This window comes from Oceanicola sp. 502str15, assembly GCF_024105635.1.
In the GTDB taxonomy this organism is placed as follows: domain Bacteria; phylum Pseudomonadota; class Alphaproteobacteria; order Rhodobacterales; family Rhodobacteraceae; genus Vannielia.
In genome coordinates this window covers 976,841-997,522 of the sequence record NZ_WYDQ01000001.1, presented here as the reverse complement: position 1 = coordinate 997,522, position 20,682 = coordinate 976,841, and the positions used below count along the sequence as shown (strand labels likewise).

The 20,682-nt window shown below is 65.4% G+C and carries 21 protein-coding genes; 11 read left to right on the top strand and 10 right to left on the bottom strand.

Features of this window, described 5'->3' with window-relative positions:
* Window positions 1–65 precede the first annotated feature (65 nt).
* Window positions 66–623, bottom strand: a complete 558-nt coding sequence (frr, locus tag GTH22_RS04735; RefSeq protein ID WP_252943601.1) for a ribosome recycling factor — start codon at window positions 621–623, stop codon at window positions 66–68.
* 85 nt (window positions 624–708) lie between these two features.
* Window positions 709–1,458 (bottom strand): UMP kinase, encoded by a 750-nt coding sequence (gene pyrH, locus GTH22_RS04730; RefSeq protein WP_252943600.1) that lies wholly within the window; start codon window positions 1,456–1,458, stop codon window positions 709–711.
* 85 nt (window positions 1,459–1,543) lie between these two features.
* Here pyrH and miaA point away from each other — a divergent pair, with 85 nt between their 5' ends.
* From miaA to GTH22_RS04700, 6 genes are all read left to right on the top strand, one after another.
* Window positions 1,544–2,413, top strand: a complete 870-nt coding sequence (gene miaA / locus GTH22_RS04725; RefSeq protein ID WP_252943599.1) for a tRNA (adenosine(37)-N6)-dimethylallyltransferase MiaA — start codon at window positions 1,544–1,546, stop codon at window positions 2,411–2,413.
* Window positions 2,414–2,597: 184 nt separating this feature from the next.
* The gene (locus GTH22_RS04720; protein ID WP_252943598.1) at window positions 2,598–3,437 is read left to right on the top strand and encodes a helix-turn-helix transcriptional regulator; all 840 of its coding nucleotides are present in this window, start codon (window positions 2,598–2,600) and stop codon (window positions 3,435–3,437) included.
* 309 nt (window positions 3,438–3,746) lie between these two features.
* Entirely contained in the window at window positions 3,747–5,396 is a 1,650-nt protein-coding gene (locus tag GTH22_RS04715; RefSeq protein WP_252943597.1) for an ABC transporter substrate-binding protein, read from the top strand.
* Window positions 5,397–5,508: 112 nt separating this feature from the next.
* The gene (locus tag GTH22_RS04710; RefSeq protein ID WP_252943596.1) at window positions 5,509–6,555 is read left to right on the top strand and encodes an ABC transporter permease; all 1,047 of its coding nucleotides are present in this window, start codon (window positions 5,509–5,511) and stop codon (window positions 6,553–6,555) included.
* A gap of 13 nt (window positions 6,556–6,568) precedes the next feature.
* Window positions 6,569–7,984, top strand: a complete 1,416-nt coding sequence (locus GTH22_RS04705; protein WP_252943595.1) for an ABC transporter permease — start codon at window positions 6,569–6,571, stop codon at window positions 7,982–7,984.
* Window positions 7,985–8,254: 270 nt separating this feature from the next.
* The gene (locus GTH22_RS04700) at window positions 8,255–10,339 is read left to right on the top strand and encodes an ABC transporter ATP-binding protein (RefSeq protein WP_252943594.1); all 2,085 of its coding nucleotides are present in this window, start codon (window positions 8,255–8,257) and stop codon (window positions 10,337–10,339) included.
* Window positions 10,340–10,371: 32 nt separating this feature from the next.
* On the opposite strand, the gene GTH22_RS04695 is transcribed toward GTH22_RS04700, so the two are convergent.
* From GTH22_RS04695 to GTH22_RS04685, 3 genes are all read right to left on the bottom strand, one after another.
* Window positions 10,372–10,542 carry a YdeI/OmpD-associated family protein gene (locus GTH22_RS04695; protein ID WP_252943592.1) on the bottom strand — a complete coding sequence of 57 codons (171 nt, stop codon included), beginning with the start codon at window positions 10,540–10,542 and terminating at the stop codon, window positions 10,372–10,374.
* Window positions 10,543–10,734: 192 nt separating this feature from the next.
* Window positions 10,735–11,181 (bottom strand): hypothetical protein, encoded by a 447-nt coding sequence (locus GTH22_RS04690; protein WP_252943590.1) that lies wholly within the window; start codon window positions 11,179–11,181, stop codon window positions 10,735–10,737.
* A gap of 10 nt (window positions 11,182–11,191) precedes the next feature.
* Window positions 11,192–11,770: a lytic transglycosylase domain-containing protein gene (locus GTH22_RS04685; protein WP_252943589.1), complete on the bottom strand. Its 579-nt coding sequence runs from the start codon at window positions 11,768–11,770 to the stop codon at window positions 11,192–11,194.
* Window positions 11,771–11,968: 198 nt separating this feature from the next.
* On the opposite strand from GTH22_RS04685, the gene ssb reads away from it, so the two are divergent.
* The gene (ssb, locus tag GTH22_RS04680) at window positions 11,969–12,487 is read left to right on the top strand and encodes a single-stranded DNA-binding protein (protein WP_252943588.1); all 519 of its coding nucleotides are present in this window, start codon (window positions 11,969–11,971) and stop codon (window positions 12,485–12,487) included.
* Window positions 12,488–12,583: 96 nt separating this feature from the next.
* Window positions 12,584–13,288: a hypothetical protein gene (locus GTH22_RS04675; RefSeq protein ID WP_252943587.1), complete on the top strand. Its 705-nt coding sequence runs from the start codon at window positions 12,584–12,586 to the stop codon at window positions 13,286–13,288.
* On the opposite strand, the gene aroB is transcribed toward GTH22_RS04675, so the two are convergent.
* On the bottom strand, window positions 13,285–14,391 hold the full coding sequence (gene aroB / locus GTH22_RS04670; RefSeq protein ID WP_252943586.1) for a 3-dehydroquinate synthase: 1,107 nt from the start codon (window positions 14,389–14,391) through the stop codon (window positions 13,285–13,287). The two genes, GTH22_RS04675 and aroB, sit on opposite strands and share 4 nt — an antisense overlap.
* 17 nt (window positions 14,392–14,408) lie before the next feature.
* Window positions 14,409–14,999: a shikimate kinase gene (locus tag GTH22_RS04665; protein ID WP_256471668.1), complete on the bottom strand. Its 591-nt coding sequence runs from the start codon at window positions 14,997–14,999 to the stop codon at window positions 14,409–14,411.
* A gap of 84 nt (window positions 15,000–15,083) precedes the next feature.
* Here GTH22_RS04665 and GTH22_RS22050 point away from each other — a divergent pair, with 84 nt between their 5' ends.
* From GTH22_RS22050 to GTH22_RS04655, 3 genes are read left to right on the top strand one after another with little or no spacing between them, the layout of a single operon-like run.
* Window positions 15,084–15,218 (top strand): hypothetical protein, encoded by a 135-nt coding sequence (locus GTH22_RS22050; protein ID WP_256471553.1) that lies wholly within the window; start codon window positions 15,084–15,086, stop codon window positions 15,216–15,218.
* 14 nt (window positions 15,219–15,232) lie between these two features.
* The gene (locus GTH22_RS04660) at window positions 15,233–16,768 is read left to right on the top strand and encodes a hypothetical protein (RefSeq protein WP_252943584.1); all 1,536 of its coding nucleotides are present in this window, start codon (window positions 15,233–15,235) and stop codon (window positions 16,766–16,768) included.
* A 6-nt stretch (window positions 16,769–16,774) separates the two neighbouring features.
* On the top strand, window positions 16,775–17,707 hold the full coding sequence (locus GTH22_RS04655; RefSeq protein WP_252943583.1) for a tyrosine recombinase: 933 nt from the start codon (window positions 16,775–16,777) through the stop codon (window positions 17,705–17,707).
* Between the two features lie 25 nt (window positions 17,708–17,732).
* On the opposite strand, the gene GTH22_RS04650 is transcribed toward GTH22_RS04655, so the two are convergent.
* Genes GTH22_RS04650 through GTH22_RS04640 form a run of 3 tightly spaced genes read right to left on the bottom strand, consistent with a single transcriptional unit; the run spans window position 17,733 to window position 20,520 of the window.
* Window positions 17,733–18,821, bottom strand: coding sequence for an ABC transporter ATP-binding protein (locus GTH22_RS04650; RefSeq protein WP_252943582.1), 1,089 nt, complete (start codon window positions 18,819–18,821; stop codon window positions 17,733–17,735).
* A 2-nt stretch (window positions 18,822–18,823) separates the two neighbouring features.
* A complete protein-coding gene (locus GTH22_RS04645) occupies window positions 18,824–19,639 on the bottom strand; it encodes an ABC transporter permease (RefSeq protein WP_252943580.1) in 816 nt (271 codons plus the stop codon).
* A gap of 8 nt (window positions 19,640–19,647) precedes the next feature.
* On the bottom strand, window positions 19,648–20,520 hold the full coding sequence (locus GTH22_RS04640; RefSeq protein ID WP_252943578.1) for an ABC transporter permease: 873 nt from the start codon (window positions 20,518–20,520) through the stop codon (window positions 19,648–19,650).
* Window positions 20,521–20,682: the final 162 nt, after the last annotated feature.

Sequence of the window (20,682 nt, the reverse complement as noted above, 5' to 3'; positions counted from 1 at the left end):
GTGCGGGCCCCTGCCCCCACCTACGCGTTTCATGTTTCAATAAGGTTACCGAGGCAGGGGCAGGCTTACACCTGCATGATCTCGCCCTGCTTGGATTCGAGCGCCGCGTCGATCAGCTTGATGTGCTTGTCGGTCAGCTCCTGCACCTCCGATTCCCAGAACTTCTGGTCATCCTCGGCCAGCTTCTCGGCCTTCTTGATCTGCTGCATCCCGTCCTGGCGCACGTTGCGCACGCTGACCCGGGCGTTCTCGGCATATTGCGCGGCCACCTTGGTCAGCTCGCGGCGGCGCTCCTCGTTCAGCTCGGGGATCGGCAGCATGATGATGGTGCCGTTCATCTGCGGGTTGATCCCGAGGCCCGAGTTGCGGATCGCCTTCTCTACCGCGTTCACCAGGCCCTTGTCCCAGACGTTGATCGTCACCATCCGCGGCTCGGGCACGTTCACCGTGCCGACCTGGTTGATCGGCGTCATCTGGCCATAGGCCTCCACCTGCACCGGCTCCAGCATCGAGGCCGAGGCGCGGCCGGTGCGAAGGCTCGCAAACTCGGTCCGCAAATTGGCCATGGCCCCGGTCATCCGCCGCTCAAGATCGTCGGTATCCAGCTCGAATTCGTCAGACATCTGCCCGTCCTCTTCTCAATCTGCCCGCGCTTCTATGCCAGACAGACCCATATTTCCAGCATCCGTAGCCTGGGTGCCCCCAGCGCTACCCCTTCACCATCGTATAGGTGCCCTCACCCGCAAGGATCGAGGTAAAGCCTCCCGGCTCATCGAGGCTGAACACGATGATCGGCAGGTTGTTGTCGCGCGCCAGCGCAATCGCACTGGCATCCATCACCTTGAGGTTCTTCATCAGAACCTCGTCGTAGCTCACCTTGTTGTAGCGCTTGGCGTGCGCGTGCTTCATCGGGTCCATGTCATAGACCCCGTCCACCTTGGTCCCCTTGAAGATCGCCTCGCAGGCCATCTCGTTGGCGCGCAGCGTGGCGGCGGTGTCGGTGGTGAAATAGGGGTTGCCGGTGCCGGCGGCAAAGATCACCACGCGGGCCTTCTCCAGGTGGCGCACGGCCCGGCGGCGGATGTAGGGCTCGCAGACCTGGTCCATCGGGATCGCGCTCACCACGCGGGTGTGCACGCCCAGCTCCTCCATCGCAGACTGCATCGCCAGCGCGTTCATCACCGTGGCCAGCATCCCCATGTAATCGGCGGTGGTGCGCTCCATCCCCTGGGCGGCACCTGCCAGCCCCCGAAAGATGTTGCCGCCCCCGATCACCATGCAGATCTCGACGCCGAGGTCGTGAACGCTCTTCACCTCGCGGGCAATCCGCTCAACCGTCGGCGGGTGCAGGCCAAATCCCTGGTCGCCCATCAGTGCTTCGCCCGAAATCTTCAGCAGAACACGCCGATAGGTCGTCTTCGCCCCGGCTGTCGCCCCGTCACCGCTTGCATCCGTCATCGCGCTCTCCCCGGGGCCACTTGCATCTGGCGCGCAAAATGTCGGAATTTGCCAGCAGGTTCAACGGCGGAAATCGGCAGAGACCATGATCGACTGGAAATCGCTCGACGCAGAGCGCCCGGTGCTCATCGCTGGGCCCACGGCTTCGGGCAAATCCGCCCTTGCGCTGGAGATTGCCGCGCGCTCCGGCGGCCGGATCATCAATGCCGATGCGCTTCAGGTCTTTGCCAACTGGCGCGTGCTCACCGCGCGCCCCTCGCCGCAGGAAGAGGCACAGGCCCCCCATGCGCTCTACGGCCACGTGCCGGGGCACGAAAGCTACTCCGTCGGCCACTGGCTGCGCGACATCGCCCCGCTGCTCGAAAGCGGCCCGCGCCCCATCGTGGTCGGGGGCACCGGCCTCTATTTCACCGCGCTGACCGAGGGTCTGGCGCAGATCCCCGAGGTGCCCGCCACCCTCCGCGCCGAAGCCGATGCCCTGCCCCTGCCGGCCCTGCTCGACGCGCTGGACGAGACCCAAAAGGCCCGCATCGACTGCGCCAACCGCGCCCGCGTCCAACGCGCCTTCGAGGTGCTGCGCGCCACCGGCACCCCGCTCTGGCGCTGGCAGGACGAGACCCCGGCGCCCCTGCTGCCGCGCGCCACGGCCCAGCCCTTCCTCATCGACGCGCCCAGGGAGTGGCTCACCCCCCGCATCGAAAGGCGCTTTTCGCAGATGCTTCAGGCCGGTGCGCTGGAGGAGGCGCGGGCGAATCTCCCGGGCTGGTCCCCCGCCCTGCCCGCCTCCAAGGCCATCGGCGCACCCGAGCTGATCGCCCATCTCCAGGGCGAAATCAGCCTCGAGGCGGCGGCGGAACGTGCCAAAATATCAACACGTCAGTATGCAAAACGGCAGCGATCGTGGTTCCGCGCCCGGATGAAAACCTGGCAAACCCTCTCCGCCGCCGCCCTCTGACTACCCGATCTCGTGGCAGCCCCCGCGCCGCCCCGCGACATCTGGAATGCCCCCCGCGCCAAGCCGCAACAACGCCCAAATCCGGCGTCCCGGCCCGGTTTGCACATATCCGACATTCTTCTTGATCGGGCGGGCCGCGCTTGCCACTCTGCCCCGCATCTGCCCCAGAGATCTGCCAACACACATGCTCCCTCGCCCCACCTCGCGCCCGGTCACCGGGCCTCTCACCCCCGCTGCTCCCAAGGCCCCGATCGACCTCGTGCCGCTGGCGCGGCTGGCGACGGGCGGCAAGTGGCGCACCGAGGCGATGCGCAGCTATCGCACCCCGCTGATGCTCTGGTTCACCCGCGGTCAGGGCCGCATCACCGTGGCCGGGCTGACCCGGGGCTACGGCGCCCACAACGCCGTCTTCATCCCGCCGCGCACCATGTTCGGCTTCGAGGTGACGGCGCAGGTCTATGGCACCGCCGTCTTCTTCAACGAGAACTCCGGCATCGATCTGCCCGCAGCGCCCTGCCACCTGCGGGTGCGCGATGCGCTCTCCCAGGGCGAGATCACCACCATCCTCGAGAACATGCAGCGCGAGATCGACGGCACCCGCCCGGCCCGCGACAAGGCGCTCACCCACCACGGCGGGCTGCTCTCGGTCTGGGTCGAGCGCCAGCACGCCGGCAGCCAGGATGCCGCCGCCGACACCGCCTCGCGCCGCCTCGCCGGGCGCTACACCGATGCCATCGAGCGCGGGCTCTATACCGGGCAGTCGGTGTCGGACTATGCCGAGGGTCTCGGCGTCACCTCCACCCATCTCTCCCGCGCCTGCCGCACCACCTGCGGCCGCCCCGCCTCGGCCATCCTCGCCGACCGTCTGGGCTACGAGGCCCGCCGCCTGCTGGTGGAAACCGACATGCCGGTGCGCCGCGTCGCCGAGATGCTGGGCTACCGCTCCTCGGCCTATTTTTCCCGCGTCTTCCACGAGCGCAGCGGCCAGACCCCCACCGCCTTCCGCAGCGCCCGCAAGCTCTGATCCGCGCGGCGGCCCTCGGGCAACCCGTTGAAATCCCGGAACTACGTCAATTGACGGCCCGATAGGTCGCAATCACTGCCACATGTCGTTTTTGGCTCGCAGTCGTGTCGCATTTGTTACATGCTACGGCGGAAAGCGACATTGACGCGAGCCTCCTGCTGGGGCCTCATTGCGTCATCGGGGGGATGCTGCCTGAGGGCTTCTTTGTTTTCGCGCCGCCACATGTCGTGGCCACCGCGCATCCTCCGCCATCATAGCAACAGGCACCGCAAAAGGTGCCGTCACGTTCCGTGTCACAGGGAGAACAAGATGACCCACACCACCAAGACCACCGAAGCGGTGCATAACGCCGCGCGGATGTATGCAACCGAGCACCTCGAAGGCAAGCTCGACCGCCGCGAATTCCTGACCCGCGCCACCGCGCTGGGCGTCACCGCCGCCGGGGCCTACAGCCTGATCGGCGCCAAGCCCGCCGCCGCCGAAAGCCACGCCATGGAGCCCCAGATGGGCGGCACCCTGCGCGTGCAGATGGAAACCAAGGCGCTGAAAGACCCGCGCAACTACGACTGGTCGCAGATGGCCAACTTCTCCCGCGGCTGGCTCGAGTATCTCGTCCGCTACAACCGCGACGGCACCTTCGAGGGCCAGCTCATCGAAAGCTGGGAAGTCAACGAAGACGCCACCGAATACACCCTCCACGTCCGCGAAGGCGTCACCTGGAACAACGGTGATCCCTTCACCGCCGAAGATGTGGTCTTCAACATCTCCCGCTGGTGCGAAAGCGGCGTCGAGGGCAACTCCATGGCCGGCCGCATGGGCTCGCTGGCCGACGAGAACACCGGCAAGGCCCGCGAAGGCGCCATCACCGTGGTCGACGGCACCACCGTCAAGCTCATGTGCGCCGCCCCCGACATCACCCTCATCGCCTCCATGGCCGACTACCCCGCCGCAATCGTGCATCAGGGCTACGACGGCGGCGACCCCTCCGAAAACCCGATCGGCACCGGCCCCTTCCTGCCCGAAGACAACGAGGTCGGCGTCAAGCAGACCCTCGTGAAGAACACCGAGCACAGCTGGTGGGGCGGCGAAGCCTATCTCGACCGCATCGAGTTCATCGACTTCGGCACCGACATGGCCGCCTGGATGGCCGCGATGGACGCCGATGAGGTCGACATGACCTACCAGTCCACCGGCGAGTTCATCGAGGTGCTCGACGGCATCGGCTTCACCAAGTCCGAAACCGTCACCGCCGCCACCGTCTGCGTGCGCTTCAACCAGAGCAATGCGCCCTACGACAACGCCGACGTCCGCAAGGCCCTCCAGCGCGCCACCGACAACGCGGTCGTGCTCGAACTGGGCTACTCCGGCCTCGGCACCAAGGCAGAAAACTTCCACGTCTGCCCGATCCACCCCGAGTACGCCGAGATCGAAACCCCGGAGCCCGATGCCGCCGAGGCCAAGTCGCTGCTCGAAGCCGCCGGCCACGCCGACACCGAGTTCGAGCTGATCTCGATCGACGACGACTGGCAGTCCGCCACCTGCGATGCCGTCGCCGCCCAGTGCCGCGACGCGGGCATCAACGTCAAGCGCACCATCCTGCCCGGCTCCACCTTCTGGAACGACTGGCTCGCCTACCCCTGGTCGGCCACCGAGTGGAACATGCGCCCCCTCGGCGTCCAGATCCTCGCGCTCGCCTACAAGTCCGGCGTCGCCTGGAACGAAACCGCCTTCACCAACGACGAGTTCGACAATCTGCTGGCCGAGGCCATGTCGATTGCCGACGCCGACAAGCGCTCCGAGGTGATGGCCAAGATCGAGACCATCATGATCGACGAGGGCGTGGTCATCCAACCCTACTGGCGTTCGCTCTTCCGCCACTACAAGGAAACCGTGCACGGGGCCGAGATGCACCCCACCTTCGAAATGCACCACGACAAGTGGTGGATCGAACAGGCCTGATCCGCCCGCGTTCTGAACACGGCGGCGGGGCCATCACCCGGCCCCGCCGCACCCATCCACACCGCGCCAAAGCCAAAACCAACAATCCGGCGCGGCCAGACAGGGACACCCCATGGGACTTTTCCTAGCCCGGCGTATCGGAACGATGCTGCTGACCGCGCTCTGCCTCAGCTTCCTCGTCTTCACCCTCACCAACCTCGACTCAAACCTCGAAAAGCTTGCCAAGTTCGAAGGCAACTCGCGGATGACCGACGATGAGGTGGCCAACTGGCTGGCAAACAACGGCTTCGGCCAGTCCATGGTGGTGCGCTACGGCGAGTGGCTCGGGGTCATCCCGGGCTGGACCCGCGAGGAAGACGGGGTGGTCGTCGCCGGCCGCTGCGTCGAAAGCCGCGACAGCGCCGCCGAGGCCTCCAGCTTCTGCGGCATCCTTCAGGGCGAATGGGGCGAAAGCCGGGTGTTCCGCGACAGCGTCGCCAACATCATCGGCACCCGCCTCGGGCTGACCGCCAAGCTGATGCTCTGGGTCATGGTGCTGATGGTCCCCTGCGCCCTGCTGATCGGCGTGCTCGCCGGAATGCGCGAAGGGTCGCGCACCGACCGCACGCTCTCCACCGTCTCCATCGCCACCACCGCGATGCCCGAATATGTCTCCGGCGTCATCCTGATCGCCGTCTTCGCCAGCTCCGCCGTCGGGCTCAAATGGTTCAAGGGCACCGCCACCTCCGCGATGGATGGCGCCAACTTCGAGAACTTCTTCCTGCCGGTGCTGACCATCGCGCTCTACGGCATGGGCTACATCGCCCGGATGACCCGCGCCTCCATGGCCGAGGTGATGACCGCGCAATACATCCGCACGGCCCGCCTCAAGGGGGTGAGCTTCCGCAACATCGTGATGAAGCACGCCCTCAGGAACGCCCTCATCGCCCCCTTCACCGTCATCATGCTCCAGTTCCCCTGGCTGCTGAACGGCGTGGTGATCGTCGAGAGCCTCTTCAACTACAAGGGCTTCGGCTGGGCACTGGTGCAGGCGGCGGGCAACAACGACATCGACCTGCTGCTCGGCATCTCGGTGGTCTCGGTGCTGGTGGTGCTGATCACCCAGCTCATATCCGACATCGGATATGTCTACCTCAACCCGCGCATTCGCATTTCGTAAGGGAGCAAAGCACATGGAACCCCTTACCTGGACAGGCAGCCTCACCTTCCTCAACCCGGTCTTCCTCACCGCCGGGGCCGTGCTGGTCTGCGCCTTCGTGGTGCAGTTCTTCCTCGGCCTTTTCGGCATGAAATCGGGCGACCTCATCATCCAGCACGACGGCACCGCCCTGCGCACCCGCACCCCGATGGACTACATCGGCTTCGTCACCATGGGCGCGCTCTACATCGCGCTGGCCTGCGTTCTGGCCTACCTCGTCGGCGGCCTGCTGCTTCAGGGCGGCAGCAAGGGCATCATCGGCCACATCTCCACCCGCCTGCTGCCGGTCTGGGCAGCAATGATCGCGGTCTTCGCCCTCTCGATCACCTTCAAGCGCCGCCTCGGCCTCTACGGCAAGCTGTTCGACAGCACGGTGGGCATGATCGGCTTCGGCATCGTGCTGTTCTGGGTCTTCACCGCGATCTTCTACCAGCTCGTCCTCACCCACGACCCGCTCACCGCCGTCTCCGGCCTCAAGAACAAGGTGCCCGGCACCCCCACGCCCGAGGGCACCGACGGGCTCGCGTGGTATCTGCTCGGTGGCGACAACCTCGCCCGCGATGTCTTCTCGCGCATGATCGCGGGCAGCTGGGAAGTGATGAAGATCGCCCCCTTCGCCACCATCTTCGCCTTCATGGTCGGCATCACCCTCGGCCTTCCGGCGGGCTACTACGGTGGCAAGCTCGACACCTTCCTGAGCTTCCTCGCCAACCTCATCCTCGCCTTCCCCGTGATCCTGCTCTTCTACCTGCTGGTCACCCCCGAAATCGTCGCCTCCGGCCTGCCGCGCTACATGGCCGGCGTGCTCTTCCTCTTCCCCATCGCCTTCCTCGTGGTGCTGTTCAATTCGCGCTACTTCACCGACCCGAAAAAGCAGCTGCTCTACATCGGCCTCTCGGTGCTGATCGGCGGCTGGATCTACCTCGGTGTCGCGTGGAACGCCGACCCGACCGGGCTGATCTCGATGGAGGGCAATATCCTCGTCGTCTTCGTCTCGGTGGTCTTCGTGAACTCGCCCACCGTCTTCCGGATCGTCCGCGGCCTCGCGCTCGATATCAAAACCCGCGACTACGTGGCCGCCGCCCAAACCCGTGGCGAAGGCCCGTGGTACATCATGCTCTGGGAGATCCTCCCCAACGCCCGCGGCCCCCTCATCGTCGATTTCTGCCTGCGCATCGGCTACACCACCATCCTGCTCGGCACGCTCGGCTTCTTCGGCCTCGGCCTGCCGCCCGACAGCCCGGACTGGGGCACAACCATCAACTCGGGCCGCAAACTCCTCTCCATCTACCCCCACCCCGCCCTCGCCCCGGCGCTGGCCCTCATGTCGCTGGTGCTCGGCCTCAACCTGCTGGCCGACGGCCTGCGTGAAGAGAGCCTGAGGGATTGATGGCGCCCGCGCCCCTGGCCGTAGGGTGGGTGAAACCCACCACGCGCCCCGGCGCCACCGTCATCCTCGGGCCTGCCCCGAGGATCTCCCGCGCCCCCGACCGGTCTCCAGCCGAAGGGGTCGGTCGCAACGCAGCCGCCACCCGTCAACCCCCAGCGCCCGCCGCGTTAACCCGCGGCAACTATGTCAAAAGACGTCTGCACAGGTTGTGTACGGGATGTGTACGCCTTGTGCCTGTGTTCTCAAAACCACTTAACGCCGGAGCTCCCCATGGCTGAAGAAACTTATGACGGCCCGATCCTCGAGATCGACAAGCTCTCGATTTCCTTCTTCACCCGCCTGCGCGAGATCCCCGCCGTCATGGACTTTTCCGCCAAGGTCATGCCGGGCGAAGCCCTTGGTCTGGTTGGAGAATCCGGCTGCGGCAAGAGCACCGTGGCGCTCGGCGTGATGCAGGATCTCGGCGTCAACGGCCGGGTCGTGGGCGGGTCTATCAAGTTCAAGGGCGAAGACCTCGGGCAGATGTCCGAAGAGCGGTTGCGCGACATTCGTGGCAAGGAAATTGCCATGATATATCAAGAGCCTATGGCTTCCCTGAACCCCGCCATGAAGATCGGCAAACAGCTCATGGAAGTGCCGATGATCCACGAAGGGGTCTCCGAAAAGGAGGCCTGGCAACGCGCCCTGGAGGTGGTCACCGACGTCAAGCTCCCCGACCCCGAGCGCATGCTCAAGAGCTACCCCCACCAGCTTTCCGGCGGCCAGCAACAGCGCATCGTCATTGCTATGGCCTTGATGTCAAAGCCTTCTCTGCTCATCCTCGACGAGCCCACCACCGCGCTCGACGTCACCGTCGAGGCCGCCGTGGTCGAGCTGGTGAAGGACCTCGGCAAGAAATACGGCACCTCAATGCTGTTCATCTCCCACAACCTCGGCCTCGTGCTCGAAACCTGCGACCGCCTCTGCGTCATGTACTCCGGCGAGGCCGTCGAACGGGGCTCCATCGAAGACGTCTTCGACAAGATGCAGCACCCCTATACCCAGGCCCTCTTCCGCTCTATCCCCTTGCCCGGGGCTGATAAAAACGCCCGCCCGCTGGTCGCCATCCCGGGCAACTTCCCCCTGCCCCACGAGCGCCCGCCGGGCTGCAATTTCGGCCCGCGCTGCGACTATTTCGAAGCCGGCCGCTGCGATACCGGCACAATCCCCATGTTCGACGTCCCCGACAACGAACGCCACGCCACCCGCTGCCTGCGCTTCGAGGAAATCGACTGGAACGCCCCCGTCGTGGGCAACACCACACACAAGAAGTCCGAGCCCGGCGACGTGGTGCTGAAGATGGACAATCTCAAGAAGTATTACGAGGTCGCCTCTAACGCCCTCTTCGGCGGCGGCGACACCCGCGTGGTCAAGGCCAACGAGACCCTCAGCTTCGAGGCACGCGAGAGCGAAACCCTCGCAATCGTTGGCGAATCCGGCTGCGGCAAGTCGACCTTCGCCAAGGTTCTGATGGGGCTCGAAACCGCCACATCCGGCCAGATCATGCTGTTCAACCAGGACATCCAGGACACCCCCATCGAGGCCCGCAACCCCGATACCGTGTCGTCGGTCCAGATGGTGTTTCAGAACCCCTTCGACACCCTCAACCCCTCCATGACCGTGGGCCGCCAGATCATCCGCGCGCTGGAAATCTTCCGCATCGGTGACAGCGACGCAGACCGCCACGAGCGGATGCTCAAGCAGCTCGACATGGTCAAGCTCCCCCGCGCCTTCGCCGACCGTATGCCGCGCCAGCTTTCCGGTGGGCAAAAACAACGGGTTGGCATCGCGCGTGCCTTTGCGGGCGGGGCAAAAATCGTGGTTGCGGATGAGCCGGTCTCGGCGCTGGACGTCTCCGTACAGGCCGCCGTGACCGACCTGTTAATGGAAATTCAACGCGAAGAGAAGACAACACTCCTGTTCATCAGCCACGACCTCTCCATCGTGCGCTACCTGTCCGACCGGGTGATGGTGATGTATCTCGGCCATGTGGTCGAGATCGGCGCAACCGATCAGGTCTTCGCGCCGCCCTATCACCCCTACACCGAGGCGCTGCTCTCCGCGGTGCCGATCGCCGATACCTCGGTGAAGAAAAAACACATCGTGCTGGAGGGAGATATCCCCTCCGCCATGAACCCGCCCCCCGGCTGCCCGTTCCAGACCCGCTGCGGCTGGAAAAGCAAGGTGCCCGGCGGGCTCTGCGAAACCGAGGTGCCCCCGATGCGCAAGATGGCGGATGGGCATCAGATCAAATGCCACCTCTCCGACGAGGAGCTGGCCGGCATGGAGCCTGTCATCGAGATCGCGGCAGAGTGAAGAACGCGTTGTAACACCCCGGAGTAAAACACCTATCCCCGACGAAGCTCCTCAATCATCTGCTCGATCCGCGCAAGGCGGGCCGGTCCCTGGCGCGCCGCTTCGATCCGGCTCAGATAGCTCATCCGCCGCTCCGCCGGAGCGGCACCGTAGCGGGCCAGAAGGCCATGTTTCGAGAGTTCGGCCCGCACATCTGCGGGCATGACGCGGGGAGGCTGCTGGGACGCCATAGGGCACCTCTGTCGTGGAGTTTCCCGGCATGTAGGCGCCGCTGTGGTGCAGGTCCAGCAGTGCCCTTGCGGCAGCGCGGGAAAAGGCTCACGACAGCCCCCAGGATCGGCCAGAAACCGCCAATCTTGTTGATAACGCTGAAAAATCCGGCAGGCGCGGGAAGATCAGATCTCCCACTCCTCCTGCCCCGGAGGCGGTGCGCCAAAGTGGAAACGGGCGATCTTCCAGTCGTCGCCCAGCTTTTCCAGCTCCACGAATACCGGCAGCACCGTGCCATCGGAGCGCGTGTAGCTGCCCTTGATCCGCGCCTTGCCGGTGGCGATGGAGCGGCTGTTGAACTTGAAGCTGCCCTCATCGCCCCAGATCTGCTGGGCCCGAAATTCGCGCTCGAAATCCGCAATCGACACGGTGGCCTGAAGCCCGGGCGCGAGATAGGCATAGGCCTCTTCATCGCGGTTCTCGTCCATCGCGGCCTTCATCGCGATCACCGGATCATCGACCTCGGTGAAAACGCCGACCACGCCGGTAACGCCCCGGTAAACAGTCCATGCAAAACTGCCGACCCCGATCAGGATCACGACGACAACGATGGAAATCAGCCATTTGCGCATGAGATGCCGTTCAGGAGCCCCAGATGACCTTCACGTAGTTCTTGGTCTCGCGGTAGGGCGGCACGCCACCATACTTGTCCACCGCACCGGGCCCGGCATTGTAGGCGGCCAGCGCAAGGCGCCAGCTCTTGTAGCGATTGTACATGAGCTTCAGGTACTTGGCGCCGCCTTCGAGGTTCTGCTTTGGGTCATGCGGATCCACGCCCATCTTGGCGGCGGTGAAGGGCATCAGCTGCGCCAGCCCAATCGCGCCCTTGTGGCTCTTGGCCGAGGGCTTCCAGCCGCTTTCCTGCTGGATCAGCCGCAGGAACAGGTCTTCGGGCACCCCGTGCTTCTGGGCCGCGGCACGTGCCATCGGCAGGTAGACGCCCTTGTAGGAGCCGGTGAAGCGCGGTCCCTGATCCTTCGAGGGCGTATGCACCGTCGGCGGCTGAAGCCGCACCGAGGCCGCATATTGGCTGGCGGCACGGCTATCGAGAAGCTTGGTCTGGTTCAGGAAAAGTTTCTTGCGCGACTTCGACGAGACCGTCTCCGCCATCACAGGCGTTGCCATGCAAAGGCAGACCACCGCCGCAACTGCTCGTTTCATGCCCCTCGGTCCCGTTACTTGCAGGCCCTCGCGGCCCCTTCCTGCCTGCATTCTAGTCAAATTTGCCCTCGCCGCCACCCCGCAATTCCGCACAACTTTGTCAGGCCGCTCCGGGAGGCGTAAACTGGTTTTTAACCACGTTCTGGTGGTGTAGCGTCAGCGAAAGATTCGAACCACAAGATATGGGGAGGGCGGCGCATGGCCGGTTCTGTCAACAAGGTCATCCTGATCGGCAATCTCGGCCGTGATCCAGAAACCCGCACGTTCCAGAACGGTGGCAAGGTGTGCAACCTGCGCATTGCCACGTCCGAGAACTGGAAGGACAAGAACACCGGAGAGCGCCGCGAGCGCACCGAGTGGCACTCGGTCGCGATCTTCCAGGAGGGGCTCGTACGGATTGCCGAGCAGTACCTGAAGAAGGGCTCCAAGGTTTACATCGAAGGCAAGCTGCAAACCCGCAAGTGGCAGGACCAGAACGGCCAGGACCGCTATTCCACCGAGGTCGTGCTGCAAGGCTTCGACGGCACGCTCACCATGCTCGACGGCCGCGGTGAAGGCGGCGGCGGGGGTGGCGGCGGCTACGGCGGCGGCTCCTCCTCGGGCGGTGGCTATGATGACCGTGGCGGCTATGACGACCGCGGCGGCAGTTCGGGCGGCGGCTACGGTGGCGGCAACGCCCCGGCAGGCGGCGATATCGACGACGAGATCCCCTTCTAAGACCGGCCTATGCGCGGCCCGTTCACCCTGACCGCGGCCGCGCTCCGGCGTTTCTTTCAAGGCTTTCACCGCCCATGGCGTGTCTGGGCGCTATGGGTGGCACTTGCCGTTGCTTCCGTCGTGCCGCTCATCTTCATGAGCGCGTCGATGGTGCCCCTCTTCCTGCTTGCCATCCTCTTATCGGCCGCGCCCTGGGCGGTCGCCGCAACCCTGCGCCATATGCTTGCACAGTCCCGCGCCCCTGCCCCGCCGCGCGGCCTCTTCTGGCGCGCGGTCTTCTGGCTCTGGATCATGCCGCTTGGCTGCTACCTCTTCATCACCATCCTCTACCTCGTCGCCGAGTTCGTGGCTGGCGGCATGGAATTCATCCCCGAACCAGATGCCATCCCTCCGCCCCAACCCGAGATCATCGGGACCGTCGCACGTGGGGTGATCTATCTGGTTGTCGCCTGGACCGCGCTGGTCCTGCTGCAAGCGGTCGGCCTGGCCCACCTCCTGCCGGACCGCCCCGCGCCGGGTTTCGGCGCACGGGTCTTCGCGCTGGTAGCGGGCGGGGTGCCAATCGGGGTGGTGTATATCGGCTTTTCCGGCGTGCTCTTTGCCACGAACAGCGCAACGCAAATCGGCTCGCCTGTCTACCTCGTGATCATCACCGCAGCGGCGCTCTGGTCACGCTGGCTGGCGGCTCTGGTCGATGCGGGAACGCGTGTGGCCCTGGTCAATGTCAGAACGCAGCCAGCCCCGTCCAGCGGCCCGCCAACGCCCGCCCAACACCAAGGGCCGGACAGCACGCCCTTCTAGCGCAGGGCATCCTCCAACAGCGCCAGCACCGCCTCACGAGGCACATCCGAGGTCACAAAGGCCTCGCCGATACCCCGCGCCAGAATGAAGCGCAGCTGACCGTCCACCACCTTCTTGTCCTGCCCCATCAGCTCCAGCAGGGCCTCGGCACCGGGCAGATCGCCCGGAATGTCCGACAAGTCCTTTTTCATCCCCATTTCCGCAAGATGCGCCCGCACGCGGCTGGGAGCTTCCTGTGCGCAGAGGCCGAGCCGCGCCGAAAGTTCGAAGGCCAGCGCACAGCCAATCGCCACGCCCTCGCCATGCAGCAGCCGGTCGCCATAGCCCGTCGCCGCCTCCAGCGCATGGCAGAAGGTATGCCCGAGGTTCAGCAGCGCCCTGTCGCCCTGCTCTGTTTCATCGCGCAGCACGATCTCGGCTTTCATCTCCACCGACCGGCGCACCGCATAGGCCCGCGCCTCGCGGTCGCCGCGCGCCAGGGCGGGGCCGTTTTTCTCAAGCCAATCAAAGAACTGCGCATCGCCGAGCAGCCCGTATTTCTGCACCTCGCCGTAGCCGGCCAGAAAGTCGCGCTCGGTCAGGCTGTCGAGCGCCAGAATGTCGGCCAGCACCAACGAGGGCTGGTGAAATGCGCCGACGAGGTTCTTGCCGAGAGGCGAGTTGATACCGGTCTTACCGCCCACCGAACTGTCGACCTGCGCCAGAAGCGATGTCGGCACCTGCACAAAGCGCACCCCGCGCCGCAGCACCGCAGCGGCAAAGCCCGCAAGATCTCCGATCACACCGCCCCCGAGGGCCACCACGACATCACGCCGCTCGACCCGCTCCGCGATGAGCCACTCCACGCAACGGCCCAGATGCTCCCAGCTCTTGGTTGCCTCGCCAGCGGGCAGAACCAGCGAAACCGGCTCGATCCCCTCGGCCCGCAGCCCGTCTTCAAGGCTCTGCAGATGGGCCTTCGCCACGTTGGAATCGGTCACGACAGCAACCCGGGGCCGCGCCAGCAGAGGGGCAATCTCAGCCCCTGCGCGGGCAATCAGCCCGGTCGCGATCCGCACTTCGTACTCGCGCCCCGGCAGGGCGACCTGCACCACCTTTGTCATCACTTTCTCCCCTGCTTTCAGATCGTTGAAAGCACATCCTCACGTTGGCGCAGCGCCTCGACAACCACCTCGACCATCTCGGCAATCGAATACTCGGGCCGCGCCTGCGCGGTCAGCTCGGCAAGGCTGTAGGACGGCTCTCGCTTTGCCACCAGCTCCTCCAGCGTGCCTTTCGGGTCGGCGGTGCGCAGCAACGGGCGGGTCGTCTTGTGCTTGACCCGGCTCCACAGCAGCTCGGTATCGGCCTTCAGCCAGAGCGCGACGCCCTTGTCGTGGATCAGATCGCGGTTGGCAGCCGAAAGATAGGCCCCACCCCCGGTCGACAGAATCCCCACCCGGCCTTCCAGCAGCCGCGCCAGCACCTCCGCCTCACGCGCCCGAAAGAACGCCTCGCCATCGCGGTCGAAAATCTCTCCGATCGACATGTTGGCGGCCTGAACGATGGCGGCATCGCTGTCGAGAAACGGAACGCCAAGGCGCTTGGCGAGGGCCGTGCCCACCGCCGTTTTTCCGGACCCCATCATACCCACCAGGGCCACCGTCTTTTTCAGCCGTTCTGCCAAGCTCTTGGCACCTTCCTGCCGGTCAAAAAAATTTGTCGCCCTCAATGGCGTGAACTTGGGCGGATTGCCATATATAATCGAAGCCATCGGGGAATGAGGCACAAAAACAAGGGCAGGGCAGCAGGGCATATGGTCCGGATTCTCAAACTCATCGTGGTATTACTGGTGCTCGGGTTCATCGGGCTGGTAGGGTTTGCCTACCTGGGCGACCTGAGCCCCGACATGAAAGAGGTGCGCGAGCCAGTGGAGCTCGACGTGAATTGACAATGAAGCAACGGGTGGCGATCGGATGGCTGGCGAGCGGGGTGATAGGCCTTGGCGGCGGCCTTTATGCGCAGGATGCGCCGATTTCCTCCATTGATTGGCTGTCCGACAGCCTTGCCACGCCGGTCGTGGCCATTGCGCCCTCCAGCAACGAACCGCCGGTGGCCAACTCCGCCGGGATCGAAACCGTCACCGTCACCCCGCTCGGCGCCCCCTCGCCCGATGGCATCGGCCTGATCGGGCGGCGCGAAGCAGGCTTTCCGGGCAACCTCTGGGGCAGCTCCGAGCTGGACCGTCTGCGCCGACTCATCGCCGCGCTGCCGATAGAGCCCCTGCCCGCCCAGCAGGATCTTGTCCGCCTGCTGCTGCTCACCGAGCTCGACCCGCCCATCGGCTCCGGCCCCGACGGCCTGCTGTTTCAGGCGCGGGTCGATGCCCTTCTGGCGCGCGGCGCGGTCGACGAAGCGGCCGAAATGCTCAAGCGCACCGGTTCCAAGGCCCCGGCTATCTTTCAGCGCGCCTTCGATGTGGCCCTGCTGCAAGGGCACGAGGATGCCGGATGCCAGCAGCTTCGGGCCACGCCCGGCATTTCCCCCAGCTACTCCACCCGCATCTTCTGCCTTGCCCGCACCGGCGATTGGCAGGCCGCCGCCCTGACCCTCGATACCGCCAAGGCACTCGGGGAGCTGAGCGACGAAGACGACGCCCTCCTCGCCCGGTTCCTCGATTCTGCCATCGCCGACGGGGCCGCTCCTCTGCCGGTGCCCGAACGCCCTTCGCCGCTCGTCTACCGGATGCTCGAGGCCATCGGCGAGCCTATCCCGACCGCCCAGCTGCCGCTTGCCTTTGCCCATGCCGACCTGCGCGAAACCTCCGGTTGGCGCGCCCGGATCGGCGCTGCGGAGCGGCTGGCACGGGTGGGCAGCCTGCCGCCCGAGCAGTTGCTCGCAACCTGGTCCGAGCAGAAGCCCGCCGCCTCCGGCGGGGTTTGGGAGCGGGTCGAGGCCATGCAGGGGCTCGACAGGGCGCTGAGCGATGCTGACGCCGCCGCCGTGGCCCGGTTTCTGCCCCGCGCCTGGGCCGAGGCCGAGACGGCCCATCTGGAAGTGCCCTTTGCCGCCCTTTTCGGCACACGGCTCGAAGATATCGTCCTGAGCGGTGAAAGCGCGGTTCTGGCCTTCCGGGTCGGGCTGCTGACCGAGAGCTACGAGCGCCTCGCCCTCACCCAGCCTCCGCCGCCCGGTGCCTACGATGCCTTCCTCGTCGCGCTGGCCCGTGGCCTGCCGGAGGAGGCTGAAGCCCCCGACACGCTGGGCGAAGCGATCACCGAGGGTTTCACCACCACGACCCTGCCGGAAAACCTTTCCCGTCCCGCCGAGAACGGACGCATCGGCGAAGCGATTCTGCTGGCGATGGAGGCGCTGGAGAACGGCGCCGAAGGTGATCTGGACGATGTGACCGGCGCCATCGCCTTCCTCCGCAGCGTCCGGCTGGAAGACGTGGCCCGCCGCTACGCCCTGCAGCTGATGTTGCTCGACCGACGGGGCTGAGGCGCGGTGGAGGCCGAAGCTCAACGCTGGATCAGCGCCTTCATTTCGGCCCAGGCCGCAGAACTGGACGCCGCCCGAAACACCCAGCTCGCCTATGCCCGCGACCTCACTGATTTTGCAGAGTTTCTTGACCGCAAGAAGAGCACCATCGCGCAGGCCGACCGGGCGATGATCGAGGCCTATCTGGTGGATTGCGAGGCGCAGGGCCTGGCAAAATCCACCCGCGCCCGCAGGCTCTCGGCCATCAAGCAGCTCTACCGGTTTGCCTTTGAAGAAGGCTACCGGGGCGAAAACCCGGCCCTTCAGATCAAGGGCCCGGGCCGCTCCAAGGCCCTGCCGAAGACCCTTTCGCCGGAAGAGGTCGAGCGCCTGCTCACCGCCGCCCCCGAGACCGGGAGGGGCAATGACCGTTTGCGCAACGCATGCCTCATGCAGCTGCTCTACGCCACCGGGATGCGGGTCAGCGAGCTGGTGTCACTGCCGATTCAGGCCGCGCGGGGCGACCCTCGCATGCTGCTGGTGCGCGGCAAGGGCGGCAAGGAGCGAATGGTGCCCCTCTCTCCCCCGGCCCGCACCGCGCTGGCGGCCTGGCTGGCGGCGCTCGATGCGGCACAGGAAGAAGCCAGGCAGGCGCACGGCATTGCCCCCTCCCGCCAGCTCTTTCCATCCCCCTCCAAGGAGGGCCACCTGACCCGCCACAGGTTCTACGCGCTGATCAAGGAGATTGCCGTGGTCGCCGGGGTTGCGCCTTCGAAGGTCACGCCCCACCGGCTACGCCACGCCTTCGCCACCCACCTGCTCGCGGGCGGAGCCGATCTGCGCTCGATCCAGGTGCTCCTCGGGCATGCCGATATCTCGACAACCGAGATCTATACCCATGTGCTGGAAGAACGGCTGAAGGAGCTGGTTCTGGAGCATCACCCGCTGGCGCGGGAGTAGCCTCGGCGGGGTGCCCCCCCGGCCTTCACGACGGAAAGTAGATCAGCGACGAGGCGTCCCATTCCAACCGCGCTTTGGCGCCTCTTTCCAGCACCGGGCGCCCGGAGCGGTTCTTCATCGAAACCGTCAGCGGCTCGGGGGCGCCGGGCAGCGCGATTTCGTAGTAGGTCATGTCGCCGTAATAGATCACCTCGGCCACTTCGCCATTGGCCACCTCGCCGCGCGCAGACTCCCCCTCGAACAGCACCTGAAGGCTCTCGGGGCGCACGCCCACGGCGCCCGAGCCGTTCACAAAGCCCGCCGGGCACTGGTTCTGCTCGATCACCTTGCGGCCGAGCCCGGCGATATCCAGCACGATGTCGCGGCCCTCTTCCAGCTTTCCGTCAGCGGGCAGAAAGTTCATCACGCCGATGAAATCGCCCACCCGGCGGCTGACCGGGCGGCTGTAGAGCTCCTGCGGGGCGGCGAGCTGGGCGATCTGGCCGTCGAACATGACCGCGATCCGGTCGGACATGATGAGCGCTTCTTCCTGATCGTGGGTGACGAGGATGAAGGTGATGCCCACCTGCCGCTGCAACCGGCGCAGCTCGCTCTGCATCTGCTCGCGCAGCTTCTTGTCGAGCGCCGAGAGCGGCTCGTCGAGCAGCAGCACCTTGGGCTCGAGGATCAGAGCCCGCGCCAGCGCCACCCGCTGGCGTTGCCCGCCCGAAAGCGCATGCGCCGCGCGGCCGCCGAGCCCGGCAAGGCCGACCATGCCGAGCGCTTCTTCGATCTTGCGGCTCTTGTCGGCCTTGGACAGCCCCGAGCGTCGCAATCCGAACCCCACGTTTTGCGCCACGCTCAGGTGCGGAAACACCGCGTAGGACTGAAACACCATATTGGTCGGCCGCTTGTTGGCCGGCACGCGGGCCATGTCCTGTCCGTCGATCGACAGCGCGCCGCTGGTCGGGGATTCGAACCCGGCAATGATGCGCAGCAGCGTGGTCTTGCCGCAGCCAGACGGGCCGAGGAGCGAAAAGAACTCGCCCTCCCCGATCTCGGCCTCGATGCCCTTGAGCACCTCGACATCGCCAAAGCTCTTGTGCAGGCCGGACAGGGTGATGAGTGGCTTCATGGTCAGAGGAACCCTCCGGTATCTTTCTTGCCCGCCCGCTTGAGCCCGCGGCGGCGCATGATTTCTGCGATGGTCAGCATCACGATGGAGGCCGCAACGAGGATGGTGCCGAGGGCCATGACGATGGGCAGCTTTTGCGGAAAGCGCAGCTGCGACCAGATGTAGACCGGCAGCGTCGGCTCGGCCCCTGTGAGAAAGAAGGCAATGATGAACTCGTCGAGCGAGATGGTGAAGGAAATCAGCAGCGAGGCGATGATGCCGGGCATGATGAGCGGCAGGGTGATGAGGCGGAAGGTGCTGGCCGGGGTTTCGCCAAGGTCGATGGCGGCCTCTTCCAGCGAGGTGTCGAGCGACTGGTAGGAGGCATTGAGGATGGCCACGGCGAAGGGGGTGCAGATGAGCGTGTGGCCGAGGATCACCGTCCAGGACGAGAGCGACAGGCCGAGCAGCGAGACGATGACCACCAGCAGCGACACGCCCACGATGATCTCGGGCAGCACCAGCGGCACCATGATCAGGCCGAGGATCGGCCCCTTCAGCGGAAAGCGGTAGCGCACCCCGGCACGCGCCGCGCAAAGGCCGAGCGCGGTGGCCAGAAGCGCCGAGGTGATCGCGATGACAAGCGATGTCTGCACCGCGCCGGTGAGCGCCGGAACGCCGCCGAGGCCGGAAAACCACTCGGTGGTGAACCCCTTCAGCGGGAAGGCGATGACCGTGCTGTCATTGAAGGCAAACATCGGCAGCAGGAAGATCGGCGCGTAGAGAAACACCAGATAGACCACGGCATAGATGCCCAGCCAGCCGCCGTTCTTTGCCATCCACCCCCTCATGAGCCCCTCCTGCTCCAGCGGAGCGTGACGAGGGTGATGAGCAGCGCGATCACCGTCACCGAGACCATCGCGATCACCGCCAGCGCGGCCCCCATCGGGGCGTTGTTGAGCTTGAGAAACTGGGTCTGGATCATGTTGGCAATCATCAGCCCGTTCGGCCCGCCGACAAGGTCGGGGGTCACATAGTCGCCAATGGTGGGGATGAAGACGATGAGGATCGCCGCCACCACACCGGGCATGGCCAGCGGCAGGGTGACACGGGTGAAGGTGCGCAGGGTGCCCTCTCCGAGGTCGCGGGAGGCTTCGAGCAGCGAGCGGTCGATCTTTTCGAGCGCCACGAAGATCGGCAGAATGGCGAAGGGGGCAAAGGCGTGGGCGAGCGTGATGACCACCGCGTTGGCGTTGTAGAGGATGAAGGTCAGCGGCTCGTCGATGAAGCCGAGGCCGAGTAGCGCGGTGTTGAGCACGCCGTTGTAGCCGAGGATCACTTTCCACAGGAACACGCGGATCAGGTAGCTGGTCCAGAACGGGATGGTGATGAGGAAGATCCAGAGCGATTTGCGCTCGGGCCGCACGTGAAACGACACGAAATAGGCGATCGGGAAGGCCAGAACCACGGTTGCAAGGGTGACGGCCCCCGAAATCAGCAGCGAACGGCCCAGCAGCAGCATGTAGAGCGGCTCGGAAAAGGCTTCTCGGTAGTTCTTGAGGGTGAAGGTGCGGTCGAGCGTCAGAAAATCCTGGCTCCAGAACGACAGCAGCACCACCGCCCCGAGCGGCACCGCCAGAAGCAGGATGGCATAGAGCGCCGGGGGAGCCACCAGCAGCAGCCCCTTCTTTTCATCGCTCAGACCTTGGCCTGCGCTCAATCTTCTGTCCCCCGAGAGATTGCCTTGGTTCGCATGAGGTTATGCGAAACACAGTCACGCTCAAGGGGAAATGCGGCGCTGCGGCGAATGGGGAGCTTGTGGAGGGAGGAAGAGAATCAAATGGGGCGTGCTTCCAATGAAACACGCCCCAGGAGATCGTTG